At 65.4% G+C, this 22456-nt stretch carries 22 protein-coding genes; 8 read left to right on the top strand and 14 right to left on the bottom strand.

Translation table 11 applies throughout. The annotated features are described in order from the left end of the window. Positions 1 to 113 precede the first annotated feature (113 nt). The 7 genes from ACTEK7_RS29085 to ACTEK7_RS29055 form a co-directional block, all read right to left on the bottom strand. The gene (locus ACTEK7_RS29085) at positions 114 to 959 is read right to left on the bottom strand and encodes a CmcJ/NvfI family oxidoreductase (RefSeq protein ID WP_225127719.1); all 846 of its coding nucleotides are present in this window, start codon (positions 957 to 959) and stop codon (positions 114 to 116) included. Positions 960 to 1291: 332 nt separating this feature from the next. Then, positions 1292 to 2230: an ABC transporter substrate-binding protein gene (locus ACTEK7_RS29080; protein ID WP_036006740.1), complete on the bottom strand. Its 939-nt coding sequence runs from the start codon at positions 2228 to 2230 to the stop codon at positions 1292 to 1294. Further along, positions 2227 to 3327, bottom strand: a complete 1101-nt coding sequence (locus ACTEK7_RS29075) for an LLM class flavin-dependent oxidoreductase (RefSeq protein WP_225114506.1) — start codon at positions 3325 to 3327, stop codon at positions 2227 to 2229. Before ACTEK7_RS29075 ends, ACTEK7_RS29080 begins: the two co-directional genes overlap by 4 nt. Positions 3328 to 3347: 20 nt before the next feature. Beyond that, entirely contained in the window at positions 3348 to 4520 is a 1173-nt protein-coding gene (locus tag ACTEK7_RS29070) for an acyl-CoA dehydrogenase family protein (protein WP_074448139.1), read from the bottom strand. Continuing rightward, positions 4514 to 5311: an ABC transporter ATP-binding protein gene (locus ACTEK7_RS29065; protein WP_225147791.1), complete on the bottom strand. Its 798-nt coding sequence runs from the start codon at positions 5309 to 5311 to the stop codon at positions 4514 to 4516. Before ACTEK7_RS29065 ends, ACTEK7_RS29070 begins: the two co-directional genes overlap by 7 nt. After that, positions 5305 to 6327 (bottom strand): ABC transporter permease, encoded by a 1023-nt coding sequence (locus ACTEK7_RS29060; protein ID WP_225147792.1) that lies wholly within the window; start codon positions 6325 to 6327, stop codon positions 5305 to 5307. The genes ACTEK7_RS29065 and ACTEK7_RS29060 overlap by 7 nt, the downstream gene beginning before the upstream one ends. Beyond that, a complete protein-coding gene (locus tag ACTEK7_RS29055; RefSeq protein WP_225143029.1) occupies positions 6305 to 7405 on the bottom strand; it encodes an ABC transporter substrate-binding protein in 1101 nt (366 codons plus the stop codon). Before ACTEK7_RS29055 ends, ACTEK7_RS29060 begins: the two co-directional genes overlap by 23 nt. 476 nt (positions 7406 to 7881) lie before the next feature. Between ACTEK7_RS29055 and ACTEK7_RS29050 the strand changes: the two genes are divergently transcribed. Continuing rightward, entirely contained in the window at positions 7882 to 8862 is a 981-nt protein-coding gene (locus tag ACTEK7_RS29050; protein WP_225114509.1) for an ABC transporter substrate-binding protein, read from the top strand. 121 nt (positions 8863 to 8983) lie between these two features. Here the strand turns inward: ACTEK7_RS29050 and ACTEK7_RS29045 are convergent, their stop codons facing one another. Next, the gene (locus ACTEK7_RS29045; protein WP_225147793.1) at positions 8984 to 9445 is read right to left on the bottom strand and encodes a hypothetical protein; all 462 of its coding nucleotides are present in this window, start codon (positions 9443 to 9445) and stop codon (positions 8984 to 8986) included. 341 nt (positions 9446 to 9786) lie between these two features. On the opposite strand from ACTEK7_RS29045, the gene glgC reads away from it, so the two are divergent. Genes glgC through ACTEK7_RS29030 form a run of 3 tightly spaced genes read left to right on the top strand, consistent with a single transcriptional unit; the run spans position 9787 to position 12792 of the window. Beyond that, positions 9787 to 11049 (top strand): glucose-1-phosphate adenylyltransferase, encoded by a 1263-nt coding sequence (glgC, locus tag ACTEK7_RS29040; RefSeq protein WP_036006706.1) that lies wholly within the window; start codon positions 9787 to 9789, stop codon positions 11047 to 11049. Next, complete coding sequence (glgA, locus tag ACTEK7_RS29035; RefSeq protein WP_225147794.1) at positions 11046 to 12500, top strand: glycogen synthase GlgA; 1455 nt, start codon at positions 11046 to 11048, stop codon at positions 12498 to 12500. Before glgC ends, glgA begins: the two co-directional genes overlap by 4 nt. 31 nt (positions 12501 to 12531) lie before the next feature. Beyond that, the gene (locus ACTEK7_RS29030; protein WP_036006700.1) at positions 12532 to 12792 is read left to right on the top strand and encodes a SemiSWEET transporter; all 261 of its coding nucleotides are present in this window, start codon (positions 12532 to 12534) and stop codon (positions 12790 to 12792) included. Between the two features lie 47 nt (positions 12793 to 12839). Here the strand turns inward: ACTEK7_RS29030 and ACTEK7_RS29025 are convergent, their stop codons facing one another. Then, positions 12840 to 13634: a DODA-type extradiol aromatic ring-opening family dioxygenase gene (locus ACTEK7_RS29025; protein ID WP_225147795.1), complete on the bottom strand. Its 795-nt coding sequence runs from the start codon at positions 13632 to 13634 to the stop codon at positions 12840 to 12842. 155 nt (positions 13635 to 13789) lie between these two features. Between ACTEK7_RS29025 and ACTEK7_RS29020 the strand changes: the two genes are divergently transcribed. Further along, positions 13790 to 13969 carry a hypothetical protein gene (locus ACTEK7_RS29020; RefSeq protein ID WP_036006694.1) on the top strand — a complete coding sequence of 60 codons (180 nt, stop codon included), beginning with the start codon at positions 13790 to 13792 and terminating at the stop codon, positions 13967 to 13969. A 7-nt stretch (positions 13970 to 13976) separates the two neighbouring features. On the opposite strand, the gene ACTEK7_RS29015 is transcribed toward ACTEK7_RS29020, so the two are convergent. Together ACTEK7_RS29015 and ACTEK7_RS29010 are read right to left on the bottom strand one after the other, a co-directional pair. Next, positions 13977 to 15446 (bottom strand): carboxylesterase/lipase family protein, encoded by a 1470-nt coding sequence (locus ACTEK7_RS29015; RefSeq protein ID WP_225147796.1) that lies wholly within the window; start codon positions 15444 to 15446, stop codon positions 13977 to 13979. A 79-nt stretch (positions 15447 to 15525) separates the two neighbouring features. Further along, the gene (locus tag ACTEK7_RS29010; RefSeq protein WP_345944133.1) at positions 15526 to 15774 is read right to left on the bottom strand and encodes a hypothetical protein; all 249 of its coding nucleotides are present in this window, start codon (positions 15772 to 15774) and stop codon (positions 15526 to 15528) included. A 191-nt stretch (positions 15775 to 15965) separates the two neighbouring features. Here ACTEK7_RS29010 and ACTEK7_RS29005 point away from each other — a divergent pair, with 191 nt between their 5' ends. The 3 genes from ACTEK7_RS29005 to ACTEK7_RS28995 all read left to right on the top strand — a co-directional run bounded on the left by ACTEK7_RS29005 (position 15966) and on the right by ACTEK7_RS28995 (position 19466). Beyond that, a complete protein-coding gene (locus ACTEK7_RS29005; protein ID WP_225147797.1) occupies positions 15966 to 18653 on the top strand; it encodes a flavin-containing monooxygenase in 2688 nt (895 codons plus the stop codon). Between the two features lie 135 nt (positions 18654 to 18788). Beyond that, a complete protein-coding gene (locus ACTEK7_RS29000) occupies positions 18789 to 19061 on the top strand; it encodes a hypothetical protein (protein WP_036006682.1) in 273 nt (90 codons plus the stop codon). A gap of 84 nt (positions 19062 to 19145) precedes the next feature. Continuing rightward, a complete protein-coding gene (locus ACTEK7_RS28995) occupies positions 19146 to 19466 on the top strand; it encodes a hypothetical protein (protein WP_036006679.1) in 321 nt (106 codons plus the stop codon). Between the two features lie 301 nt (positions 19467 to 19767). Here ACTEK7_RS28995 and ACTEK7_RS28990 read toward each other — a convergent pair whose 3' ends face one another. The 3 genes from ACTEK7_RS28990 to ACTEK7_RS28980 form a co-directional block, all read right to left on the bottom strand. Beyond that, complete coding sequence (locus ACTEK7_RS28990) at positions 19768 to 19923, bottom strand: hypothetical protein (RefSeq protein ID WP_167361678.1); 156 nt, start codon at positions 19921 to 19923, stop codon at positions 19768 to 19770. 103 nt (positions 19924 to 20026) lie between these two features. Then, entirely contained in the window at positions 20027 to 20545 is a 519-nt protein-coding gene (locus tag ACTEK7_RS28985) for a septal ring lytic transglycosylase RlpA family protein (RefSeq protein WP_036025042.1), read from the bottom strand. 201 nt (positions 20546 to 20746) lie between these two features. After that, positions 20747 to 22399, bottom strand: a complete 1653-nt coding sequence (locus ACTEK7_RS28980; RefSeq protein ID WP_225147798.1) for an NAD-dependent malic enzyme — start codon at positions 22397 to 22399, stop codon at positions 20747 to 20749. Positions 22400 to 22456: the final 57 nt, after the last annotated feature.

Below are 22456 nucleotides of genomic sequence, written 5' to 3'. Positions count from 1 at the left end.
AGCGCCCCCTTTGCATTGGGCGGCACTATAGCGCGCTCGGACGCCTAATCCACCGAGACCTGAACGACGCCCGCGCCCATGATGCATGGACCCGGCAGGGCCATCACACGTTGTTACTGCCGGTGGAACACCAGCGTGCGGACTTCGATGCTCTCGCGGGGCGCAGCATCGGCCGGCGTGGTCGGATCGACGAATGCGGTATGCGGCCCGAAACGGGTCCGGCCGTCGGTTGCGGAATCGTAGCACTTCAGCAGCAGCGCCTCATCCGGCGTCATCTCCGGGAAATAGAACCAGCGGTGGTTCGGATTGTATTTCACCGAATAGGTCTCGCCGCGGCGGTTGGGATAGATCAGGTCGGAAGCGACGAGGTCTTCCGGCTTGACCGTGGTGCCGTCGGCCATGGCGAGCGGTGAATCCCGCAAGGGACCGCGGATCGGCCGCCACAGATTGATCACCTGCACGCGCCCCTTCAGCAGCTCGTCGGCTTCATCAGGCAGATGCTCGCGGACGCGGTTGGTGCCGGACGCGATGGTCTGGTCGACATGGACGCGCGTGGCCGGCTGACGCGGGCCACCGTCGCGGATATCAGGCGCGCCCTCGACACGCTTGCGCACAGTGTGGTCGAAGATGACGACACGGTCGGCCTTCAGCGTCGCGCGCAGAAAGGCCTCCACGGCGGGATAATAGACCGCCCTCACCTCGTCCTCGTTGTAGAAATCCTTCACCTGCGTCGGATGACGCACCAACGCAAAGCCCTCGCGATCCAGCGAGAAGTTCTGCGCGATCAGCCGCGCATCGAAGATCGGCACCTGATGCGGCTCCGGCAGCGAGGTGGTTTTCGGCTCACCCGGCGGCGGATCGAACGCGTAGGTGCGCGGCTTGCCGTCGATCGGTGCGAGATAATTGAGTTCGGCGGTGACGAAGGGAAGCGATTCGATTTTTGTTTCTTGCAGGCCCATGGCCGGTCTCCCGATGTGGTCGTCGGATTGATCTTTGCGGGAGTGCGCCGTGCCGCAAGAGCTGCGGCGCAAATAGCAATAAGGGTGTTGTCGCGAGCGCTATGGGCAGGAGGATTGTTTCGAGGAACGCGATCAAGTTGGAAGTTGTCTTCCTGCTTCACGGATGCTTGAGCGCTTGAGAGGTCTCGTGCCCCGGACGCAGCGCATCACGAAGTGGTGCGCTGCTGAGCCGGGGCCCATCTAACCAAACGCAATCGGTGCGCCATGGGGCCGGCTCAGCGCAGCAGCGTTTCACGCTGCAGCGCGTCCGGGACACGAGAGTTGCGTAAAGGCTACAACCCCACCTTCGCGATCGCGTCCGTGAACGAGCGATCGACGATCTCCGCGGCATCCAGCTTCTGCTTGATCAGGCCCCAGCGGAAATAGAGGTCGATCGTCGCCTGCTCGTCTTTGACCACGCCGTCATCGATCGGCGCGATCCTGATCTTGGCGCGTGACAGCCAGTTCTGCGGCACGGCGGTGGGGATGTTCATCAACCTGCCCCAGGTCGCGGCATAGCTGTCGATATTGTTTAGCGACCAGGCCCGCGCCGCGGTGAGGCGGCGGATGAAATCGGTCAGCTCGGCGCGCTTGTCCCTGATCGCGTCGGGCCGCGCTACCTGGAAGCTCAGCCCCGGCGTCAGCCCTTCCGAGGTGATGACGCGCCGCGACTTGAACAGCACCTCCTCCTGGCTCACATACGGCTCCCAGGTCGACCATGCATCGACCGAGCCTTGCGTGTAGGCGATCTTGGCGTCGGACGGCGCCAGGAACGCGATCTGGACGTCGTTCGCGCTCCAGCCGTTCTTCTCCAGCGCAGCAAGGATCAGCTGATGGCCGATCGAGCCGCGGCCGGTCGCGATCTTCTTACCCCGGAGATCGGCAAAGCTCTTGATCGGCGAATTCTCGGGCACGAGGATGGCGAGCCCCTCGCGCGTCTGCCGGATAGCAGCGATCGCCTTCACCGGCGCGCCCGACGCGGCGGCGAAGGTGAAGGGCGCATCGCCAACGAGGCCGGTCTCGATCGCGCCGGCGCTGAGCGCCTCCAGAAGCGGCGCGGCCGCCGGAAACTCTCTCCACTCGATCTTGTAGGGCACATCCTTGAGCACGCCGGCCGCTTCCATCACGGCCTGCGCATTGCCCTTCTGGTCCCCGACACGGAGCGTGGTTTGCGCAGCTGCGACTTCGAACGAAGCGAACAGCAGCGCGCCGGCCAACATGAGGCGGATCATTCTGCGGCCTCGCCGCGAACGGCCTGGCGCTTGGCGACCAGCTCGCGTGTCAGCGGGATCAGCTCCCGGCCGTATTCGATGCTATCGATCAGCGGATCGAAGCCGCGGATTAGGAAATGGCTGATGCCGAGATCGTAATAGTCACCGAAGACCTCCGCAACCTGCTCGGGCGTGCCGACCAGTGCCGTGGTGTTGCTGTTAGCGCCGGTCAGCTTTGCGATCTCGGTCCAGAGCCGCTTGTCGATGCGGCTGCCCTGATCGGCGAGCGCGAGCAGGCGCCGTGCGCCGGCGGTGGCATGCCCGTCAGCGGGCTTGCGATAGCCGGTCTTGTCCTGGAGCGCGGTGGCGCGCGCGAGAATTTCCTCCGCCTTCTCCCAGGCCTGCTTCTCGGTCGGTGCAATGATCGGCCGCACCGACAGGCTGAAGCGCGGCGTCGGCCGCCCCTGCCGCACCGCGGCGTTGTGCACGCGCGAGGTGATATCGCGCACCTGCGCGTAGGATTCGCCCCATAGCGCAAAGGTGTCGGCATGCTTGCCAGCGACGTCGATCGCCGCATCCGAGGCGCCGCCGAAATAGACGCGGATGCCTTCGGGGCGATACGGCTTCACCTGCGAGAAGGCGTTCTCGACCTGGTAGTACCTGCCCTTGTAGCTGAACGGCTTGTCGCTGCTCCATTGCAGCTTGAGCACGTCGAGGAATTCAGAGGTGCGGGCATAGCGCTCGTCCTTGTCGTCGAGCGTGTTGCCGTCTTGCCGCAGCTCGGTGGCGTTGCCGCCGGTGATGACATGGAGCGCGACGCGGCCGCGGGAAAACTGGTCGAGCACGGCGAACTGCCGCGCCAGCAATGTCGGGGCGGTAAAGCCGGGCCGCTGCGCGATGAGCACGTTGAGCTTCTCGGTGTGATTGAGCACGTGCTGGGCGACCTGGAGCGCATCGGGCGAGGTCGAATGAAACGCCAGCAGCGCGCGGTCGAAGCCGGCATTCTCATGCGCCTTCGCCACCGTCTCGATATGGGTCGGATTGAGCACCGGTCCTTCCCGGACGATGGTCTCGGACGAATTGTTGTTGCTGATGAAGCCGATGAACTCGATCGACATGATCGTCTCCCTGTTGATCCCTAGAGGCCGAGTGCGAGGCGGCCGAGGCCGATGCGCGTGGAATCATCCTGCGGCGTGTGCACGCGGCCGCACAGCACGTCGCGATAATGCCGCTCCAGCGGATTGGCGCGGCTGAGCCCGTGGTTACCGGTCAACGACAGCGCGTCCTCGACGACGGCAACGGCGTTGTTGGTCACGGTCAGCTTGATGACGTTGGATTCACCGGCAGAGAGATCGACGCCATCGTCGAAGTCGCGGGCAGCCGTGTCGATCAAACGTGCGTTGACCGCAAGCCGCGCCTCGATGGCCCCGACGATCTCCTGCGCGCGGGCTAAGGTCGCCAGCGGCGCGCCGAGGCTGGCAGGCACGCGCTGCTTCAGGAAATTGATCAGCCAGTCGCGCGCGGCGCGGGCAACGCCGTCGTAGATCGCGGCGATGAAGACGGTGTGCACAGTCTGCTGCGTAACGTCGAGCGTGCGCCAGTCCGCCGGCTTGCGCAAATCGACCTCGGCATCGAGCGGGACCACGACGTCGTCGAAGATGACGTCGTGGCTGCCGCTGGCGCGCAGGCCGTGATGGTCCCAGGTCTGGACGATGCGCGTGCCCGGCAGGCCCGCCGGCACCAGGAACTGGCCGACGCGCGGCTCCGCCTCGTCGGTGCGCGCCCAGACCAGGTACCATTTCAGGATCGGCGATCCCGTCGAGTAGATCTTGTGGCCGGAGAGGCGCCAGCCGGTTTCGGTGCGCCGCGCGATCGTCGCCGGCAACCCTCCGCGCGCAGGCGAGCCGAGCTCCGGCTCCACGCGCAGGGCATTGATAAGGGCGATGCCCTCAACACTTTCGCGCGCGAGCTTGCGCGACAGTCGCGCCGGCCAGTTCGGACTGCGCGCCATCACGAGATGATTGATGTAGTGCATCGACAGCACCAGCGCGGTCGACGGATCGGCCTTGCCGAGAATGCCGAGCACGCGCGCGGCATAGCGCGCGCCGGCACCGGCGCCGCCATGAACCGCCGGCACCGTCAGAGACAGCAAGCCTGCCTCCGAGAGCTCGCGAAAATTCTCGAAGGGAAAGCTGCCGAGCCGGTCGTGCTCGGCCGCGCGCGCCGCAAAGCTTGTGGCAAGCGTCGCGGCGCGGGCGATGTAGTCGGGCTCGCTGTGAGCCGTGCGGCCCTTGGCTATGGAGGTCACCATGTGGCGTCCAGCCCCAACAGCCCGAGGATCTGGCGGCGCAGCTCAGCCAAATACGGATCGCCGCGATGGCGCGGATACGGACGATCGACGCGGATATCGGCCTTCACCCGCGCGGGACGATCGCTGAACACGATGACGCGGTTGGCGAGCACCAGCGCCTCCTCCGCATCATGCGTCACCAGCAGTGTGGTGAACCCCTTGCGCTGCCAGAGCGCGACGAGCTCGGCCTGCATGGTGATGCGGGTCAGCGAGTCCAGTTTCCCCAGGGGCTCATCCAGGATCAGTATCTTGGGATCGTTGACCAGCGCCCGCGCCAGCGCGACGCGCTGCGCCATGCCGCCGGAGAGCTGGTGCGGATAGGCGTTGCGGAACGGCGAAAGCCCGACGAGGTCAAGCGCGTCATCGACGCGCTGGCGCTGGCTCCTCAAAATGCCCTGGGCCTCAGGGCCCAGGGCGACGTTGTCCCAGACCGACCGCCAGGGAAACAGGGTCGGATCCTGGAACACGACGACGCGCGAGGGATGCGGGTTCCTGATGCGCTCCTCGTCCTCCCGCAGCCTTCCCGCCTTCGGCTTGTCGAGGCCGGCGATCAGCCGCAGCAAGGTCGACTTGCCGCAGCCGGACGGGCCGAGCAGCGCGACGAACTCGCCGGGCTCGACCGAGATGCTGACGTCGCTCAGCACCGGCAGCTCGGTCCCGTCGATGTCGAAGGCGTGGCTGACCTGCTCGATAGCGAGCGCGGCGCCGGTGGCCGGATGCGTGACCGCTTCGGCGAGAGCTGTGGCTACCATTTGACGGTTCCCTTCTGCCAGACCAGGAGGCGATCGCGGATCGCAAACAGCAGCGTGATTGCGCCGGAGCAGAGCAGCGACATCACGATCAGCGCTGCATACATGTTGGCGTAGGCGGCCCAGCCCTGCGCCCATTGCAGGTACCAGCCGAGCCCGGCCTTAACGCCGATCATCTCGGCGACGACGAGCACGGCAAAGGACGAGCCGAGCCCCATGAACAGGCCGACGAAGACGTGCGGCAACGCGGCCGGGATCGCGACCTTCAGCACCAGGAACGAAGGCTTTGCCCCCAGCGTGCGCGCGACGTCGTAATAGGCGTTGCTGACGCTCGCGACGCCCGACCAGGTCAGCACGGTAACCGGGAAGCCCGTTGCCAGCGCGATCAGGAAGGTCGAGGCGCTCCAGCTCGACGGAAAGGTGAAGAAGGCGATCGGCAGCCAGGCGGTCGCCGGCAGTGGGCCGATGAAGCGCAGCACCGGATGCACCCAATAACCAACCGCGCGCGACCAGCCGATCGAGACGCCGGTTAGAAAGCCAATCGTGGCGCCGATCAGATGGCCGCCGAGCTGGAGCTTGATCGAGGCAAGGACGCTGTCGAGCAGCTTCGGCAGATCGTCGGTATAGACCTCGATGATCGCCTGCGGCGGCGGGAAGAACGGCAGCGGCAGCCAGGCGAATTTTGCCGTCGCGACCTCCCACACCGTCAGGAACACCCCGAGCGCGACCAGCCATGGCGCGCGCTTGTGCAGCGCCTGTCCTGCCGATCCCAGATAGTCGGCCCCGACGGTGCCGAACAGCGCGAGCGCCGCGATGATGAAGGCGGCGATGCCGAGTGAATGCGTGCGCGACCAATCGCCGACATCCTGCCACCACAGGCAGGACAGGCCGAGGGCGATCCAGGCGACGCTGGCGAGAACGCCGGCGCCGGACTCCCGGATCCAGCTCGCCAGCAGCGGCACGCGCGAGGTGCGCGGCGCGCCCGAGGCAAGGCCGTCAGACAGCGAATACGTCGACATAGATGCGCTCCGCGAATTTGGCGGTGTCGGTGCTCTGCTTGAAGACCTGCACGCTCTTGAGGTCGTCGGCGTAGGCCTTGAGCTCGCGCTTCAAGATCTCGCCGACGGGATGATGATGGTGGGTGTGGTAGCGCACCATGCCCTCGATATCGGCGAGCGTCGCCGCCTTCGGCGCATAGGGCTGGAACGATTTCGCCGCGAGCGTCGCATTCTGCGCGGTGAACATCGCAGCATCGAGCAGCGCCTGGGTGATGGCGCGCGCGACTTGAGGCTCTTCGCGCACGAGCGAGCCGCGCAGGCCGAGGATGCAGCAGCTCTTCTCGCGGTACTCCCCATCGAGATTTGAGGCGACCTCCTTGTACTGTGTGTCCTTGAGCCAGAGATAGGCGAGCGGATCGGACGACAGGAACGCCTGCACCTCGCCCTTCTCCACGGCAACGTTGAGCAGATTGCCGGGATAGGCGCGCCAGTCGACGTCCTTCACCGGATCGATGCCGAGTTTGGCCAATTGGATCGAGAAGAAGTTCTTGTCGGGACCGGCGAGATCGCCGACCGCGACGATCTTGCCCTTGAGGTCGGTCAGCTTCGAGACGCCGGAATCGGTGCGCGACAGCACCCGCATGCAGCCGCCATGGGTGCCCGCGGCGATCTTGACGTCAAAACCCTGCTCCAGCGGCTTCAGCCAGCGCAGTGCCATGCCGAGACCGGCATCGCTTTTGCCTGTCGCGATGGCCTCGAGCAGCTGGTCGGTCGAGCCGGAATAGTTGACGAGCTCGACGTCGAGATTATGCTTCTTGAAGAAGCCGTGCTCGATCGCGACCGGCACCGGCGCGAGGCAGACGGCGCCGGCATTCCACGACAGCTTCAGCTTGCGCGGCGCGCCAGTGAGCGCGGGTGCGTCAGAGGCCGTGCGGCACAGCGGAAACTCGGAGAAGTCGACACCCGGCGCGATGGCGCGCGGTGCGAAGGCCTGCGCACCCAGCGCGCCGAGCGGCGCTGCGAAGGCCGCCGCAAGCCCTGCCTGAAGCAGGTGGCGCCGGTCGAGTTTCGACCCGCTGCGCTGGTTATCGTTGTTCATCGGCCTGGCTCCTGCGCTGGCACGGCTCCGCCGTGTACGCAACGGGTCGCGTTGCGCATGTTCCGTGCGGAGCTGCGTCTAAGAGAAAATTGTTCCGTCGGCGCTTGGCGCGCCGTGTTGATGCGATGCGCAAATCATGCGGCGCGTTCGCGGCATCGTCAATGAAATGGATTTTCGAATGTTGCGCGAAGGGAAGACATTCTCTCCATCCGCGCATGGGCAAGCGATGAAAGGATTTTCGCAGATGCATAGGCACGCACGGTCAACCGCGACTCCATCGCCTGCTGCATCCCTGTGCAGCGTCTGCCGCGCACGCTGCGCATTCTCGAAAGCGCCGGCCCGCTGAAACGTCATTGCCTGAAGCACGCACAATACGGTTGGCCATTTCATTGACGGCGCACCGCGCGCTCATAGACTTGATCGTCTCGCTGCACCGTTCGCTCACGCATCGTGAGCAACGCAACAAGACGGATCCAATGAGCATCAACTCTCACGACCATTCCATCACACGCCGGCTCGCCACCTCGCTGCTCGCCGCCGCCATCACGCTATCGACCGCTGCCGCATCGCTCGCCGCCGACATTGTCGTGCTGCGCGTCGGCGACCAGAAGGGCGGCAATCGCTCGCTGCTCGAAATCTCCGGCTATGCGAAGGACCTGCCTTACAGAATCGAATGGTCGGAATTCCCCGCGGCCGCGCCGATCCTCGAAGCGCTCAATGCCGGCGCGCTCGACGTCGGCTACACCGGCGATCTCTCGTTCCTCTCGGTCTATGCCGCGGGCGCGCCGATCAAGGCGATCGGCGGCACGCGCTCGGATGCGAAGACGCAGGCTATCCTGGTGCGTCAGGATTCGCCGATCAAGTCGGCGGCCGACCTCAAGGGCAAGCGGCTCGCCGGCACACGCGGCGGCTGGGGCCAGTTCCTGATCGATGCGACACTGGAGAAGGCAGCGATCAAGCTGGAGGATGCGACCTTCGCGCCGCTCGGCCCGGTCGATGCCAAGATCGCGCTGCTCGCCGGCTCGATCGACGCCTGGGCGGTGTGGGAGCCCTACGTCTCGTTCGCGACGTTGAAGGACAAGGCTCGCGTCATCGCCAACGGCGAAGGGCTGACGCCGACCATCACCTTCATCGTCGCCTCCGACAACGCCATCGCCACCAAGCGCGCGGCGGTGCAGGATCTGGTGCAGCGCTTGAACAAGGCGCGACTGTGGTCGCTGGACCATGTCGCCGAATACGCCAAGAACACGGCCGAATTGACCAAGCTGCCCGAGGACGTGCTGCTGTCGGCCTACACCGCGCAGCGCACCGGCCCGATCGTGATCGACGAGAACGTGGTCAAGGAGGTGCAGGAAGCCTCCGACCGCGCGACGCGCTACGGCATCCTGCCGAAGAAGCTCGACGTCAGCAAAGCCGTCGAGCGCAGCTTCACGGCTGCGGCCGTGGGATCGAATTAGGCGACGGCGGGAGGCGCAGGCTTCGCCTCAGGCCAGGGCCATTGCATCTCGCCGCGATCCTGCTCATGCATGTTGCATGCATGAGCCTGATCGTGTGGCTGTCATTCTAGCCGCGCGGTGCTCACCAATAGGCGCGGTAGTAGGGACGGGGATAAACACCGAACGGGCGGTGATAAACCCGGTACGGCCGGTAATAGCCATAGCTGTAATACGGACGGTACGGCCGATAGTATCGCGGATAGATCGGTGCGTAGCCGTAGCCGCCGTAATAGGCGGGGGCATAACCATAACCGTAGCCCGGATATCCGTAGCCGTAGCCACCGTAATAGGGCCGGCCATAATAGCCGTAGCCGTAAGGAGACCCCGCGGCGATGGCGCCGCCGATGAGCGCGCCGGCTGCGAGACCGCCGAGGGCAAAGCCCCAGCCGCTGCCGCGCCAATGCACCGGTGTGACATTGTCACCGGCCGCAGCCTTCATCGTCGCAACGTTGGTCGGCATCGGGGCCGCCGTGGCCTGCCCGATCTGGGCCACCATGACCACCCCGGCCAATGAACAGGCAATCGCCGTCTTCCAGATCCTCATCGTCCTACTCCCTGTCTGACCTTTCGCTTGGAAAAAGGATCGCAGCGTCATGATCGGACATCCTTGCGCCAAGTCAAAGCATTGAATTTCAAAGCCTGGAGTTTGCGTGCACCGCACAAGACGCTTGCCTCCGTTCTGATCAACCGGTGCCCGGCGACGTCATCGCCTGTGACAGCCGCGCGACGGTGGCTGAGGCCCGATCACCCCGGCAAGGCATTAAGCTTCCCGTGCATTCGCAACCAACAACCACCTTCACGATTTACTATTCGTGCCATTACTATCGGTTCCAATGTGCGCGGCCGGGAGGCTTCTCGCGAGCGCCAGAGTTGTGGGAGGATCACATGAGTGCCGCGAGACCCGAGCCGCTTGCCCGTCAGGCGCTGGCGTTTGTCCTGGCCGGAGGACGCGGCAGCCGCCTGCTGGAGCTGACCGACCGCCGCGCCAAGCCGGCGGTCTATTTCGGCGGAAAGTCCCGCATCATCGATTTCGCGCTGTCGAACGCGGTGAACTCCGGCATCCGCCGTATCGCGGTGGCGACCCAATACAAGGCGCACAGCCTGATCCGGCACCTTCAGATGGGCTGGAACTTCTTCCGCCCCGAACGCAACGAGAGTTTTGACATCCTGCCCGCCAGCCAGCGCGTCTCCGAGAGCATGTGGTATGTCGGCACGGCGGACGCGGTGTACCAGAACATCGACATCATCGAATCCCACGCCTGCCGCTTCATCGTCGTGCTGGCCGGAGACCACATCTACAAAATGGACTACGAGGTGATGCTGCGCCAGCACGTCGAGAGCGGCGCCGACGTCACCGTCGGCTGCCTGGAAATGCCGCGGACCGAATCTTCCGGTTTCGGCATCATGCATATCGACGAGAACGGCTGGATCCAGGAGTTCCTGGAGAAGCCGAAGGATCCGCCGCCGATGCCGGGCAAGCCGGACGTCTCGCTCGCCAGCATGGGCATCTACGTGTTCGACGCGAAATTCCTGTTCGACCAGCTCAAGCGCGATGCCGAGGACCCGAACTCGAACCACGATTTCGGCAAGGACATCATTCCCTACCTGGTCAAGAACGGCCGCGCGATGGCGCACCAGTACTCGACCTCCTGCGTCCGCTCGGGCAGCGACACTCGCGCCTATTGGCGCGACGTTGGCACGGTCGACGCCTATTGGGCCGCCAATATCGACCTCACCGACGTGGTGCCCGAGCTCGACCTGTTCGACCGAGCCTGGCCGATCTGGTCCTATGCCGAGATCACGCCGCCGGCGAAATTCGTCCATGACGAGGAGAGCCGGCGCGGCCAGGCGGTGAGCTCGCTGGTCTCCGGCGGCTGCATCATCTCCGGCGCGTCGCTGCGCCGCTCGCTGCTGTTCACCGGCGTGCGCATCAACTCCTACGCCAATGTCGAGAATGCCGTGATCATGCCTTACGTGAGTGTCGGCCGCGGCGCCCGCTTGAGGAACGTCGTGATCGACCGCGGCGTCGAGATCCCGGAAGGGCTCGTCGTCGGCGAGGATCCCGAGTTCGACGGAAAGCGCTTCCGCACCACCGAGCAGGGCATCTCGCTGATCACCCAGCCGATGATCGACAGGCTCAATACATGACGCCTGTTCGCGTCCTCGCGGTCGCCTCTGAAGTCTATCCCCTCGTCAAGACCGGCGGCCTCGCAGACGTCGCCGGCGCGCTCCCGGTTGCGCTGAAGGCCCATGGCGTCGAGATGCGCAGCTTGCTGCCGGGCTATCCCGACGTGATGCGCCTTTTGTCCGGCACAGAGGAACTGCGGCGCTGGCCCGATTATTTCGGCGGCCCCGGCCGGCTGCTGGCGGGCTCGCATGCCGGGCTCGATCTGTTCGTGCTGGACGTGCCGCATCTCTATGCGCGGCCGGGCAACCCCTATGTCACCACTGACGGCGTCGACTGGGCGGACAACGGCGCGCGCTTCGCCGCGCTGTCGCGCGTGGCGGCCGATATCGGCCACGGCCTCGTGCCGGCCTTCGTGCCCGATGTCGTGCATGCCCACGACTGGCAGGCGGGGCTCGCGCCGGCCTATCTGCACTACGACAATCGTCCGCGGCCCGGCACCGTGATGACCATTCACAACATGGCCTACCAGGGCAAGTTCGCCCCTGAGCTGATCGGATCGATCGGCCTGCCCTGGCATGCCTTCAACATCAGCGAACTGGAATATTTCGGCGGCATCAGCTTCTTGAAGGCCGGCTTGCGCCTTGCCGATCGCATCACCACGGTATCGCCGACCTACGCGAAGGAAATCCAGAGCGACGAAGGCGGCATGGGCCTCGGCGGCCTGCTTCGTGAACGATCCAACGTGCTGAGCGGCATCCTCAACGGCATCGACACCGAGGTCTGGAATCCGCAAACCGATCCGCACATCGCCTACCGCTTCGGCGCGGAAGACCTTACCTTCCGGGCCGCGAACAAGGCGGTGCTGCAGCAGCAGTTCAACCTCGATTCCTCGGACGAAGCGCCGCTGCTCGGCGTCATCAGCCGGCTGTCGTGGCAGAAGGGGCTCGATCTCCTGATGGAGGCCATCCCGACCATCCTGCGCGAAGGCATGCAGCTCGCGCTGCTCGGCAGCGGCGACCGCGATCTGCAGGATGGCTACCAGGCCGCGGCCCGCGCCAATCCGGGCCGGATCGGCGTCGTGATCGGCTATGACGAAATCCTGGCGCATCTGATCCAGGCCGGCTCGGACGCGCTGATCGTGCCGTCCCGCTTCGAGCCGTGTGGCCTGACCCAGCTCTGCGCGCTGCGCTATGGCGCCGTGCCGATCGTCTCGCGCGTCGGCGGCCTCGAAGACACCATCGTCGATATCGGCGAGGCCGACGCGTCCGGCCACGATGCCACCGGCTTCAAATTCGCCCCCGTGACGGCGGATGCCCTCGCCGGCACGCTGCGCAAGGCCAACACCGCCTTCCACGACAAGCTGACCTGGCGCCGCCTGCAACGCAGCGGCCTTGCGACCGACGTCTCCTGGCGCAACCGCGCCGGCGACTATGCCGCGCTGTACCGCAGCCTCATGGCGGCGCGCGCGTGAGGCAGAGCCGAATCCATGCTATAGAGCCGACATGGACCCCTTCGCGATCAAGCTGCTCGGCTTTGCCGCCGCCACCTGCACCACCGTCGCCTACGCGCCGCAGTTCATCAAGGTCTGGAAGACCCGCTCGGCGCGCGACATTTCTCTCGGCATGTTTCTGGTCATGATGCTGGGCCTCACGCTCTGGCTCATCTACGGCCTGCTTTCAGGCGATGCCCCCCTGGTCGCGGCGAACGCCGTCACCATGGTTCTCGCCGGCGGCATTCTGGTGATGAAACTGAGATATGGGTGAGGCTTTCTTCGCCTCTCCCCGCTTGCGGGACGATGGAGAAGAGATCATTACCCAAACACATACGAGGCCATCGCCACATGCGCGACCTCGTCGACGAAGACGCGCCGTCCGACGTCGCTTCCCGCAGCACCGGCCGCCACCATCAGCGGCAGCAGATGGTCCTCGCGCGGATGTGCAAGGCGTGCGCTCGGCGCATTCTCCCAATCGACCAGCATGGCATTGCGGCGCGCCGCATCGGGGTTGCTGATCGCCTCGTTCAGATAGGCCTCGAAATCATACGAGACGGGCTTGGACTCCGGACGGTTGAAGCCGCGCATGTTGTGATAGGTCAGGCCGCTGCCGACGATCAGGATGCCTTCGTCGCGCAAGGATGCGATCGCCTGCCCCACCTTGACGTGCTCGGCCGCGTCATAGCTGGACTTCAGCGACAGCAGCACGATCGGCATGTCGGCATTCGGATACATCAGCCCGAGCGGAACGAACGTGCCGTGATCGAAACCCTGGTCGGGATCTTCGCGGCAATCGAGGCCGGCATGCGTGAGCAGCGCCTTCACTTGCGCGGCAAGCTCGGGCCTGCCCGGCGCCGGATATTTGAGGTGGTAGGTATGCTCGGGGAAACCGTAATAATCGTAGACCATCGGTGGATGCGGCGAGGTCGACACCGTGAAGGCGTCGGCTTCCCAATGCCCGGTGATGACCAGCACCGCCTTCGGCCTCTCGGGCAGAAGCTGCGGCAAGTTCGCGAACGCCTCGGCGGTCTTGGCATATTGCACCCGCCTGTCCTCCATGAAGGGCCAGGGGCCGCCGCCATGCGACAGGAACAGGGTCGGAAGTCGCGTCATCGGCTCGTCTCGTTGACAACAGGCGCGTGCGAGCGGTCCGCACGATCGGCGGTGAGCATAGGCAAAGCGGCATGGTTAGCAAGTCGTTAACGATTTGCCGCCCAGAATCCCCGGCGGGGCCGAAGCAGTCGGCCTGAAGACAAGTGAGACGTGCGATGAGGAAGTTTGCGCTGGGGGACGTCGTCAACAGTGATAAGGGCCGCCGCGGTGTCGTCCGCGCCGCCTTCAAGTCGCGGGATGGCCAGCAGTTCTATGCCGTCGAGAAGGACGGCGCGATGGATTATCTGGAGGAAGACCGGCTCAGCCCGGCGCCGCGCGTCGAGCTCGCGGCTTAAATCCGATTCATCTCCTGCCCTCATTTGCGAGCCGGTCGAGACGATCCGCGAACGGGTCGTCGCCGCTCGCGATGCCATCGTTCGTGATCAGCAGCAGGCGATCGCCGCTGGCTGCGTCCCAGCGTGGCAGGTCGGGACCATTGGGATCGCCACTTCGGGCGAAGTTTATCCAATAGGCGCGCATGCGGCCTGCGACCTCGCGGTCGCGCCGCGACAGGATGCCCGCACCGGGCACGCCTTCCGTACCGAAGATGAACTGCAGCTCGCGCCCGTGGCCGACGTCGGGATTGGCGCGCCTGGCCTCCGGCACATAGGCGAAGCGGTAGCGAAAGGTCGGCGCGCCGCCTGCCGCGTGCAGACGTGCCAGCAGCCGCACCGGCTCGGAAAAGACCTTGTCGGTGTAAATTCTTGCCGCGAGATCCGAAGGTCTGGCGAGATCGGGATAGAGCTTGCGCAATTCGCCGTCGCCCGCGCCCGGCGGCGCAAGCTCCTCCTTGATCGCGGTCTCGTTCTCCGAGCCGGTCTCGTCCTCGTTCGAGCCGATGATCAAGGGAATGCGGCTTTGGCGTCCGGCGGCAAAACCTGCGGCGAGGTCCTCGGTCGCGAGACGTCCATCCATCATCGGTGCAAAGCTGCGCGGCGATGTCTCCAGCAATTGTTTCTCGGCGGCCAGCAGGCGCCGCGGCTCGACTGCGCGCAGATCCGTCTTCGGCGAAAGCGCGGCCACGAAGAGCCGGCCGATGGCCTCCGCCTCTTCCGCCGAACGCAGGCGCGCGCGGCCGGGCACCGATTGCAGAATGGCCTTGTGGAACAGATTGCGCGCTTGCGCGGACAGCATCAGCAGCGCAATCGATGTCGCGCCTGCATCGCTGCCGAACAACGTGACGTTATCAGGATCGCCGCCGAACGCCGCGATGTTGTCGTGCACCCAGTGCAGCGCGGCGATCTGGTCCATCAGGCCGAAATTGCCGGAGCCGGCGTCCGACAGCGCGGGATGCGAGAGCCAGCCGAGCACGCCGAGGCGATAATTCACGGTGACCACGATGAGGCCCGCCTGCGCCAGCTTGGCGCCATCGAACAGCGGATCGTTCGCGGTGCCCGTGACGAACGCGCCGCCATGGATGAACACCATCACCGGCAACGGGCCGTCGACCCCGAAAGGACGAAACACGTTCAGCGTCAGGCAATCCTCGCTCGCCAGAGGCAGCGCCGGCTGAAGGCATGGCGCGCCGTAATCGTAGGCGGTGCGCATCTCCGAGCTTTCGGTCGTCGGCTGCGGCGGTTGCCAGCGCAGCGCGCCGAGCGGCGGCGCCGCGTAAACCAGCCCCTTGAACGAGGCCACCTCGCCTTCCACGGCGCCGAGCATCTGCCCTTCACGCGTCAGCGCGAATGGAAACTGCCCGACCGGCTGGGCGACGGCCGGGTCGGCGCCACACAGGACTGCAATAGCCGCAACGAATGCAAGCAGGGCCCGCATCTTCGCAACGATCTCGATGAAGGGTTTTGGCAGGTTATGTCCGAAGCCGTCGGCGAGGCAACCCTCGCGCGCCTTGAGCCTAACCGCCTTTGCCGATCAGCTCCGCGAGCGCGTGGCGCGCGACGATGCCGAGCTCGCCGAGCGTGGAGTGTCCCGCCCGCGCCGCCTCGATCAGGCGCTCGGCGATGAACCTGCGGCTGTCGTGATCGCCGCCATGCGGCAGTTGCCGGCACGTCTGCTCGAGGACGACGTCCATGTTCGCTCTGGTTCGCTCACTCAACTCTGTCATGATGCCCGGGCGGTACGCGTGGCTTGTAAGCGCAAGCATACACAGAAGGACGATGGCTGATTACCCCGGACGATCACGGCCATTGTGCATCGCGGTGCGTGTGGTGCCACAACCTTCGCGCGGTCACTAAGCCGCCGCAAACGACCACCCTAAGATTGCACTTGCTCTAATGACAAGCTGAGCCTGCGGCGATAGCCTGCCGCCAAAACAAGACATCCGGGAGGAATACCATGCCTGACGCAATGGTTGCCACACGTGCCTCCGATGGGCGCGGAACCGCCCAGCAGGTCGATGTTGCCGTGGTCGGCGCCGGATTTGCCGGCCTCTACCTTCTCCATCGCCTGCGCAAGACGGGGTTCTCGGCAGTCGGGCTCGACGAGGCCGGCGATGTCGGCGGCACCTGGTACTGGAACCGCTATCCGGGCGCGCGCTGCGACATCCAGACCATCGATTACAGCTACACGTTCGATCCGGAGCTCGAGACCGCCTGGACCTGGTCGGAGAAATACGCGACCCAGCCCGAGATCCTGCGTTACCTCGGCTTCGTCGCCGATCGCTACGATCTGCGCCGCGACATCCGTTTCAAGACCAAGGTCACCGAAGCCAGATGGGACGAAGCGTCGGAGCGCTGGCTCATCACCACTGACAATGGGCCACCCGTCTCCTGCCGCCATTACATCATGGCGACCGGTTGCCTCTCCGCGCCAAAGCCGCCGGAGATCGACGGCGTCAAGGACTTCAAGGGCGAGGTCTATTTCACCGGGCGCTGGCCGCATGACGGCGTCGATCTCACCGGAAAACGCGTCGCCGTGATCGGCACGGGCTCCTCGGCGATCCAGTCGATCCCTGTGATCGCCGAGCAGGCTGCGCATCTGACGGTGTTCCAGCGCACACCGAATTTCGCGTTGCCGGCGCACAACGGCCCTGCGCCCGCGGACCGCATGAGCCTGTTGCAGAGCGACCGCGCGGCCTATCGCGAGCAGGCGCGGCAGTCGATGGCCGGCGTGCCCTATCCGCAGCAGACGGTCGTGAGCTGGCAGCTCAGCGATGCCGAGCGCCGCGAGCGGTTCGAGCGCGCCTGGGCCGCCGGCGACCTCGTCCACATCCTGACGCAGCTCTGGGCCGACCAGGCCGTCGACGTCGACGGCAACAAGATCGTCCAGGATCTGATCCGCGAGAAGATCCGCGCCGCCGTCAACGATCCTGAGACCGCCGCGGCGCTGATGCCGGACGACCATCCGTTCGGCGCAAAGCGCCCCTGCCTCGAGACCAATTATTACGCAACCTACAACCGGCCGAACGTCACGCTGGTCAATCTGCGCAAGGAGCCGATCAAGGCGATCACCGCGAGCGGCATTTCCACGAACGGCCGCAGCTTCGACGTCGACGTCATCGTCTTCGCAACCGGCTTCGACGCCATGACCGGCGCGATCCGTGCCGTGCATCCGATCACCGGGCGCGGTGGCAAGTCGCTGTCCGATGTCTGGGCGCAGGGGCCGCAGACCTATCTCGGCCTCACGGTCGAGGGCTTCCCGAACTTCTTCATGATCACCGGACCCGGAAGCCCGTCGGTGCTGTCGAACATGGCGGTGTCGATCGAGCAGCATGTCGACTGGGTGGTCGATCGCGTTGCATCGCTGCGCGATGCCGGCTTCACCACGATCGAGCCGACCGAGACGGCACAGGCCGGCTGGAACAGGCACATGGCCGACTGCTCGATGCTGACGCTGCACCGGCTCGCCAACACCTGGTACACCGGCGCCAACGTGCCCGGCAAGGTGCAGGGCCTGATGCCCTATACCGGCGGCGTCGGCCCTTATCGCAGCATCTGCGACGAGGTGGTCAGCCGCGGCATGCTCGGCTTCAAGCTCACCGGCCCCGATGGCGCCGTCCAATGCAATGACGGCGAGGTGGTGCGCCTGCAGCCGGACGTGCGGCTGGTGCTGAACCTGCTCGCCTCGCTCAACCTGCCGCCGATCGAGTCGATGGGCGCGCTCGGCGCCCGCGCCTTCGTCAACGAGTTCAACAAGGGCCGCCCCGCGGGTCGGCCGATCGGCGAGATCGTCGACGGCACCCTGCCCGTCGCCGACGGCGCGCTGCCCTACCGCGTCTACAAGCCGGCAACGCCGGGACCGCATCCGGTCGTGGTCTATTTCCACGGCGGCGGCTGGGTGCTTGGCGATGAGCAATCGGACGAGCCGTTCTGCCGCGACATGGTGCGGCGGACCGGCATGATGTTCGTCAGCGTCGGCTATCGCCACGCACCGGAGCATCGCTTCCCGACCGCGGCCGAGGACGGCTATGCGGCCACGCGCTGGATCGCCGAGCACGCCGCCGAGTTCGGCGGTAGGCCGGGCCCGGTGCTGGTCGCCGGCTGGAGCGCCGGCGGCAACATTGCGGCCGTCACCTGCCAGCTCGCGCGCGACCGCGGCGGGCCCTCGATCGCCGGCCAGCTTCTGGTCTGCCCGGTCACCGACTGCAGCTTCGATCGGCCCTCCTACAACGAAAATGGGACCGCCTACTTCCTGACGCGCTCGCTGATGTACTGGTTCTGGGACCTCTATTGCTCGCCGGCGGACCGCACCGACCCGCGGGTCGCCCCGCTGCGCGGCAAGGTTGCCGGCCTGCCGCCGGCCCTCGTGGTCACCTGCGAGTTCGATCCGCTGCGCGACGAAGGCATCGCCTATGCCGAGGCAATGGCCGCAGCGGGCGTGCCGGTCGAGCAATTGAAGGCGCGCGGCCACTTCCACTCGTCCTTTGCGATGGTGGACGTGGTGATCACAGGCGTGTCGGGCCGGGTGCAGATGGCGCAGGCCTTGCGGCGCTTTGCCGGGCTGCCGCCCAAGGTCGGCAGCAGTGACGGTCACGGAGATGGTCACGCCAGCCCGCGGCACGAGATCGCGGCGGCGGCGAGCTGACGCAGCCACGAGGCGGCCGGGAACCTTTTCCCGGCTGCCGCGTTCGGTGTCTGTGGCATTGAGTGCAGCGACAGGTGTATCGGCCCCGGCACGCGAGCACGTGTGCTGGGGTCGTGTTTTGCGTGAGGCAGGGCGATGGGGGACGTGGTCGGGGATTCAAAGGTCAATTTCGGCGCGCTTGCGGTGCTGCATAAATGGCCATCACTTGCCAATCAGCGCCAGCCTGACCGGGAGCCCTACCAGCTCATCGAAGGCACGCTCGACGATTGCATCTCGGCTTTCATGCAGAAACCGGCGACGACCCGGCACCTCTACGAGATCCGCACCGTAGCGCAGCCGCCGCTCGTCACCGAGATCCTCTCCCCCGAACACGTCCTCGAGCTGTCGCGCTTGAGAGAATTTCTCTGACGCCCTTCACAAGCGTGCGAGCAGGAACCTTCTTCCGGTTCTTCCCGTTGTCAGGGATCAAAACAATGACGTGAGCGCCTCGAGATGTTTGACGCCGGCGTATCATCACCGATCGTGCCTTACGGAGCGGACCAGACCCTGTTCGTGGTGGTTGATCGCCGTGACGAGGCGACCGAAATCCGCATCGAGCGCAGCGATCTCGACACCACGATCGGCGAGCTCGTCGCCGGCTGCTTCAATGACCCGATCAAGGTGATCTCGTTCAACACGCTCGAGCACTGGATGAAGGATATCTCGTGCGACGTCGCCGGCGAGATCCGCGCACGCTGCGACATCTATGGAATAGAGCTCCCCGATTATCTCAGCGACTTCATCGAAAGCCATTCCCAAAGCGCGATGAAATGAAGCTCACTTGCCGAAAAGGACGGAGGTGCGCTCCCTCCCTGCTTGCGGGAATGACTATCGCATTTGGGAGTTTTTCTCTGCGGCCATCCTTCGGGCTCCTCAGGATGAGGGCGGAGTGCGCGGCAGCAGTTTCAACGAGCACTGATGCTGATTAGCCTCATCCTGAGGAGGCGCGTCAGCGCCGTCTCGAAGGACGAGGCGTGCGCGCAGGCCGCCGCCACAAGTCATATCCGATAGCCCTGCGCTTGCGGGAGAGGGAGTGCACCTCCCTTGTAGCAATCGAACCTGATCGCATCGTGCTTTAGTTGCGGCGGCGTTTGCCGGCGATGACCTCGATCTCGCGGCGGCGTTCGCCCGCGAAGGTCAGCAGCTTTTCGATCGTCAGCGTATCCGTGATCCGTTTGGCGAGCCGCTCGGCACGCGCAGCCTGATCTTCGAGATGCTGGATCGTGTTCAAGCGTCGCCTCCCCCAAAGCCCCGAATTGTGCGGACAGCCATGGTGCTTGAGAAGCCGCTAACAGCCGGTTAAGCGCGCCCGCACGGTCGCGACGCGTGGCGCCCTATTGCACGACTTCAAGCCTGACATTGGTAATGCCCTTGTCGACCATGCCGAGCGCCTCGGCGGCCGACGGCGAGATGTCGACCACGCGTCCGCGCACGAAGGGCCCGCGATCGTTGACCCTGACCGTAACGAAACGGCCGGAGGAGGTCTCGGTAACGCGCAGCTTGGTGCCGAACGGCAGGGTGGGATGCGCCGCGGTCAATTCGTTCCTGTCGAACTTCTCGCCGCTCGCGGTCTGCGTATCCGAATAGAAGCTGGCGATGCCGTGCGAAGCGGTTTGCTTTGCGTCGCGGGCGGGGACGCGCGCCCGGCTGATCGGGCGTGGATGCAGCGCCGCCACCCGGTGCGGGCGCTCGACCGCGGCTTGCCGGGTCGTTCCGGCGAGATCGGCTTTCTGACGGCCGACCGGCGATTGCGAGCAGGCAGCGAGCGATGCGGCGCCCAAGACCGCGAGCAATAACCGGCTCGAGCTCGCCAGCGACATCCGGGCAGTTTCGGCACTTGCAATGCGAGACATGATGCGCCCTCCGAACAACCCCAAGTTTCGGTGGGCAATGAGGGCAGAACCTTGTCGGAACAAAAGCGGCTCTGGGGCCGCCTTCGTTTCGCGCCAGCTGTGGCGATTCCACCACAGTGACCTGTTCAGAATCGGGACAGATCGGTGAAGGATGCAGCCCGATACGGCCCGCGAGCCGCGCGTTTCGGCGCGGCCCGATCTCTAGTACTTCGGCTCGTACATCTGCGACTGGACCAGAGCCTTCACGTCATTGGGCGCGGGTCCGTCGGCGAGCGCGCGTTGATAGGCCACATCCGCAACCGCCGCCGCGATGCGCACGCAGACCTCGCGGATGCGCGGCAGTGCCGGATAGAGGCTGCCCTGAGCGAGGTCCTCCTTGCCGACGCAATCGGCGAGCGCGTGGGCCGCCGCCATGAACATCTCGTCGGTCACGAGGCGCGAGCGGCTGGCGATGACGCCGAGGCCGACGCCCGGGAAGATGTAGGAATTGTTGCCCTGGCGCGGCACGAAGCTGCGGCCGTTGAGCTTGACCGGATCATACGGACTGCCGCAGGCGAACAGCGCGCGTCCCTCCGTGTAGCGATAGGCATCCTCCGCCGAGCACTCGGCTTTCGAGGTCGGGTTGGAGAGCGCGAACACGATCGGCTGCTCGTTGAGCTCGGCCATCGCCTTGAGCACGTCGGGCGTGAAGGCGCCGCCGACCGCGGCGACGCCGATGATCGCCGTCGGCTTCAGCGTCTTGATGGCGGTGAGGAAGTCGGCGATCGGCGCCTGACCGGCATGGGCATAGCGGAGCTTATGGCCAGAAAGGCCTTCACGGCCGCTGACGACGAGACCGCGGGAATCCACCAGCCAGTTGCGGCGAAGCGCGTCCGCCTCGGACGCGCCTTCCGCCATCATGGCGGAGACCACGAGGTCGGCGATGCCGGTCGCCGCCTCGCCCGCGCCGAGGAACAGGATCTTCTGATCCTTCAGCTTGCCGCCGGAGATGCGCAGAGCCGAGAACAGGCCGGCGAGCGCCACCGCCGCGGTGCCCTGGATGTCGTCGTTGAAGACGCAGGCCTCGTCGCGATATTTGTGCAGCAGCTTGAACGCCGAATGATTGGCGAAGTCCTCGAACTGGATCAGCACGCCCGGGAACGTCTTGCGCGCGGCTTGCATGAACTCGTCGACGAAGCTGTCATAGGCCTCGCCCGTCAACCGCCGCTCGCGCAGGCCGAGATAATAGGGATCGTTCAACAGCTCTTCGTTGTTGGTGCCGACATCGAGCACGATCGGCAGGCACGCTTCCGGATGCACGCCGGCGCAGGCCGAATAGAGCGATAGCTTGCCGACCGGGATACCCATGCCGTTGGCACCGAGATCGCCAAGTCCCAAAATGCGCTCGCCGTCGGTGACGACGATCAGCCTGGCCTGGTAGGGCCAGTTCTTCAGGATCTCCGCGATCTGGCCGCGGTCGCGCGAGGAGATGAACATGCCACGCGGCCGCTGGAAGATCAGGCCGTATTTCTGGCAGGCAAGCCCGACCGTCGGGGTGTAGATGATCGGCTGGATCTCGTCGATATTGTCGACGACGACGCGGAAGAACAGCGCCTCGTTGCGGTCATGCAGCGCGTTCAGGGCAACGTATTTTTCCAGGTCCGTCGGCAGCGTGCGCAGATTGGTGAGCACGCGCTGAGCCTGGATCTCCATCGTCAGCACGCAGGGCGGCAACAGGCCGCGCAAGCCGAGTGCGGCGCGCTCTGCTTCCGTGAAGGCCGTGCCCTTGTTGAGCAGGGGGTCGCGCAGCAGCGTCATGCCGTGCGCGGTGTCGGATGATGTCGAATGGGCGCTGACCCGAGCAGGTCTATTCACGATTCCCCCAAGGAGTTTCTTATTGAACCACGGCCATTGTCGGCCAGCGTTCAGTCG

It is taken from the genome of Bradyrhizobium sp. JHI2711, from assembly GCF_056156565.1.
This window is presented reverse-complemented; position numbering and strand designations above follow the sequence as displayed.

Coding starts and splice junctions, on each gene's coding strand:
- ACTEK7_RS29085 (WP_225127719.1), bottom strand. CDS start 959: ATGGGCCTGCAAGAAACAAAAATCGAATCGCTTCCCTTCGTCACCGCC.
- ACTEK7_RS29080 (WP_036006740.1), bottom strand. CDS start 2,230: ATGATCCGCCTCATGTTGGCCGGCGCGCTGCTGTTCGCTTCGTTCGAA.
- ACTEK7_RS29075 (WP_225114506.1), bottom strand. CDS start 3,327: ATGTCGATCGAGTTCATCGGCTTCATCAGCAACAACAATTCGTCCGAG.
- ACTEK7_RS29070 (WP_074448139.1), bottom strand. CDS start 4,520: ATGGTGACCTCCATAGCCAAGGGCCGCACGGCTCACAGCGAGCCCGAC.
- ACTEK7_RS29065 (WP_225147791.1), bottom strand. CDS start 5,311: ATGGTAGCCACAGCTCTCGCCGAAGCGGTCACGCATCCGGCCACCGGC.
- ACTEK7_RS29060 (WP_225147792.1), bottom strand. CDS start 6,327: ATGTCGACGTATTCGCTGTCTGACGGCCTTGCCTCGGGCGCGCCGCGC.
- ACTEK7_RS29055 (WP_225143029.1), bottom strand. CDS start 7,405: ATGAACAACGATAACCAGCGCAGCGGGTCGAAACTCGACCGGCGCCAC.
- ACTEK7_RS29050 (WP_225114509.1), top strand. CDS start 7,882: ATGAGCATCAACTCTCACGACCATTCCATCACACGCCGGCTCGCCACC.
- ACTEK7_RS29045 (WP_225147793.1), bottom strand. CDS start 9,445: ATGAGGATCTGGAAGACGGCGATTGCCTGTTCATTGGCCGGGGTGGTC.
- glgC (WP_036006706.1), top strand. CDS start 9,787: ATGAGTGCCGCGAGACCCGAGCCGCTTGCCCGTCAGGCGCTGGCGTTT.
- glgA (WP_225147794.1), top strand. CDS start 11,046: ATGACGCCTGTTCGCGTCCTCGCGGTCGCCTCTGAAGTCTATCCCCTC.
- ACTEK7_RS29030 (WP_036006700.1), top strand. CDS start 12,532: ATGGACCCCTTCGCGATCAAGCTGCTCGGCTTTGCCGCCGCCACCTGC.
- ACTEK7_RS29025 (WP_225147795.1), bottom strand. CDS start 13,634: ATGACGCGACTTCCGACCCTGTTCCTGTCGCATGGCGGCGGCCCCTGG.
- ACTEK7_RS29020 (WP_036006694.1), top strand. CDS start 13,790: ATGAGGAAGTTTGCGCTGGGGGACGTCGTCAACAGTGATAAGGGCCGC.
- ACTEK7_RS29015 (WP_225147796.1), bottom strand. CDS start 15,446: ATGCGGGCCCTGCTTGCATTCGTTGCGGCTATTGCAGTCCTGTGTGGC.
- ACTEK7_RS29010 (WP_345944133.1), bottom strand. CDS start 15,774: ATGCTTGCGCTTACAAGCCACGCGTACCGCCCGGGCATCATGACAGAG.
- ACTEK7_RS29005 (WP_225147797.1), top strand. CDS start 15,966: ATGCCTGACGCAATGGTTGCCACACGTGCCTCCGATGGGCGCGGAACC.
- ACTEK7_RS29000 (WP_036006682.1), top strand. CDS start 18,789: ATGGGGGACGTGGTCGGGGATTCAAAGGTCAATTTCGGCGCGCTTGCG.
- ACTEK7_RS28995 (WP_036006679.1), top strand. CDS start 19,146: ATGTTTGACGCCGGCGTATCATCACCGATCGTGCCTTACGGAGCGGAC.
- ACTEK7_RS28985 (WP_036025042.1), bottom strand. CDS start 20,545: ATGTCTCGCATTGCAAGTGCCGAAACTGCCCGGATGTCGCTGGCGAGC.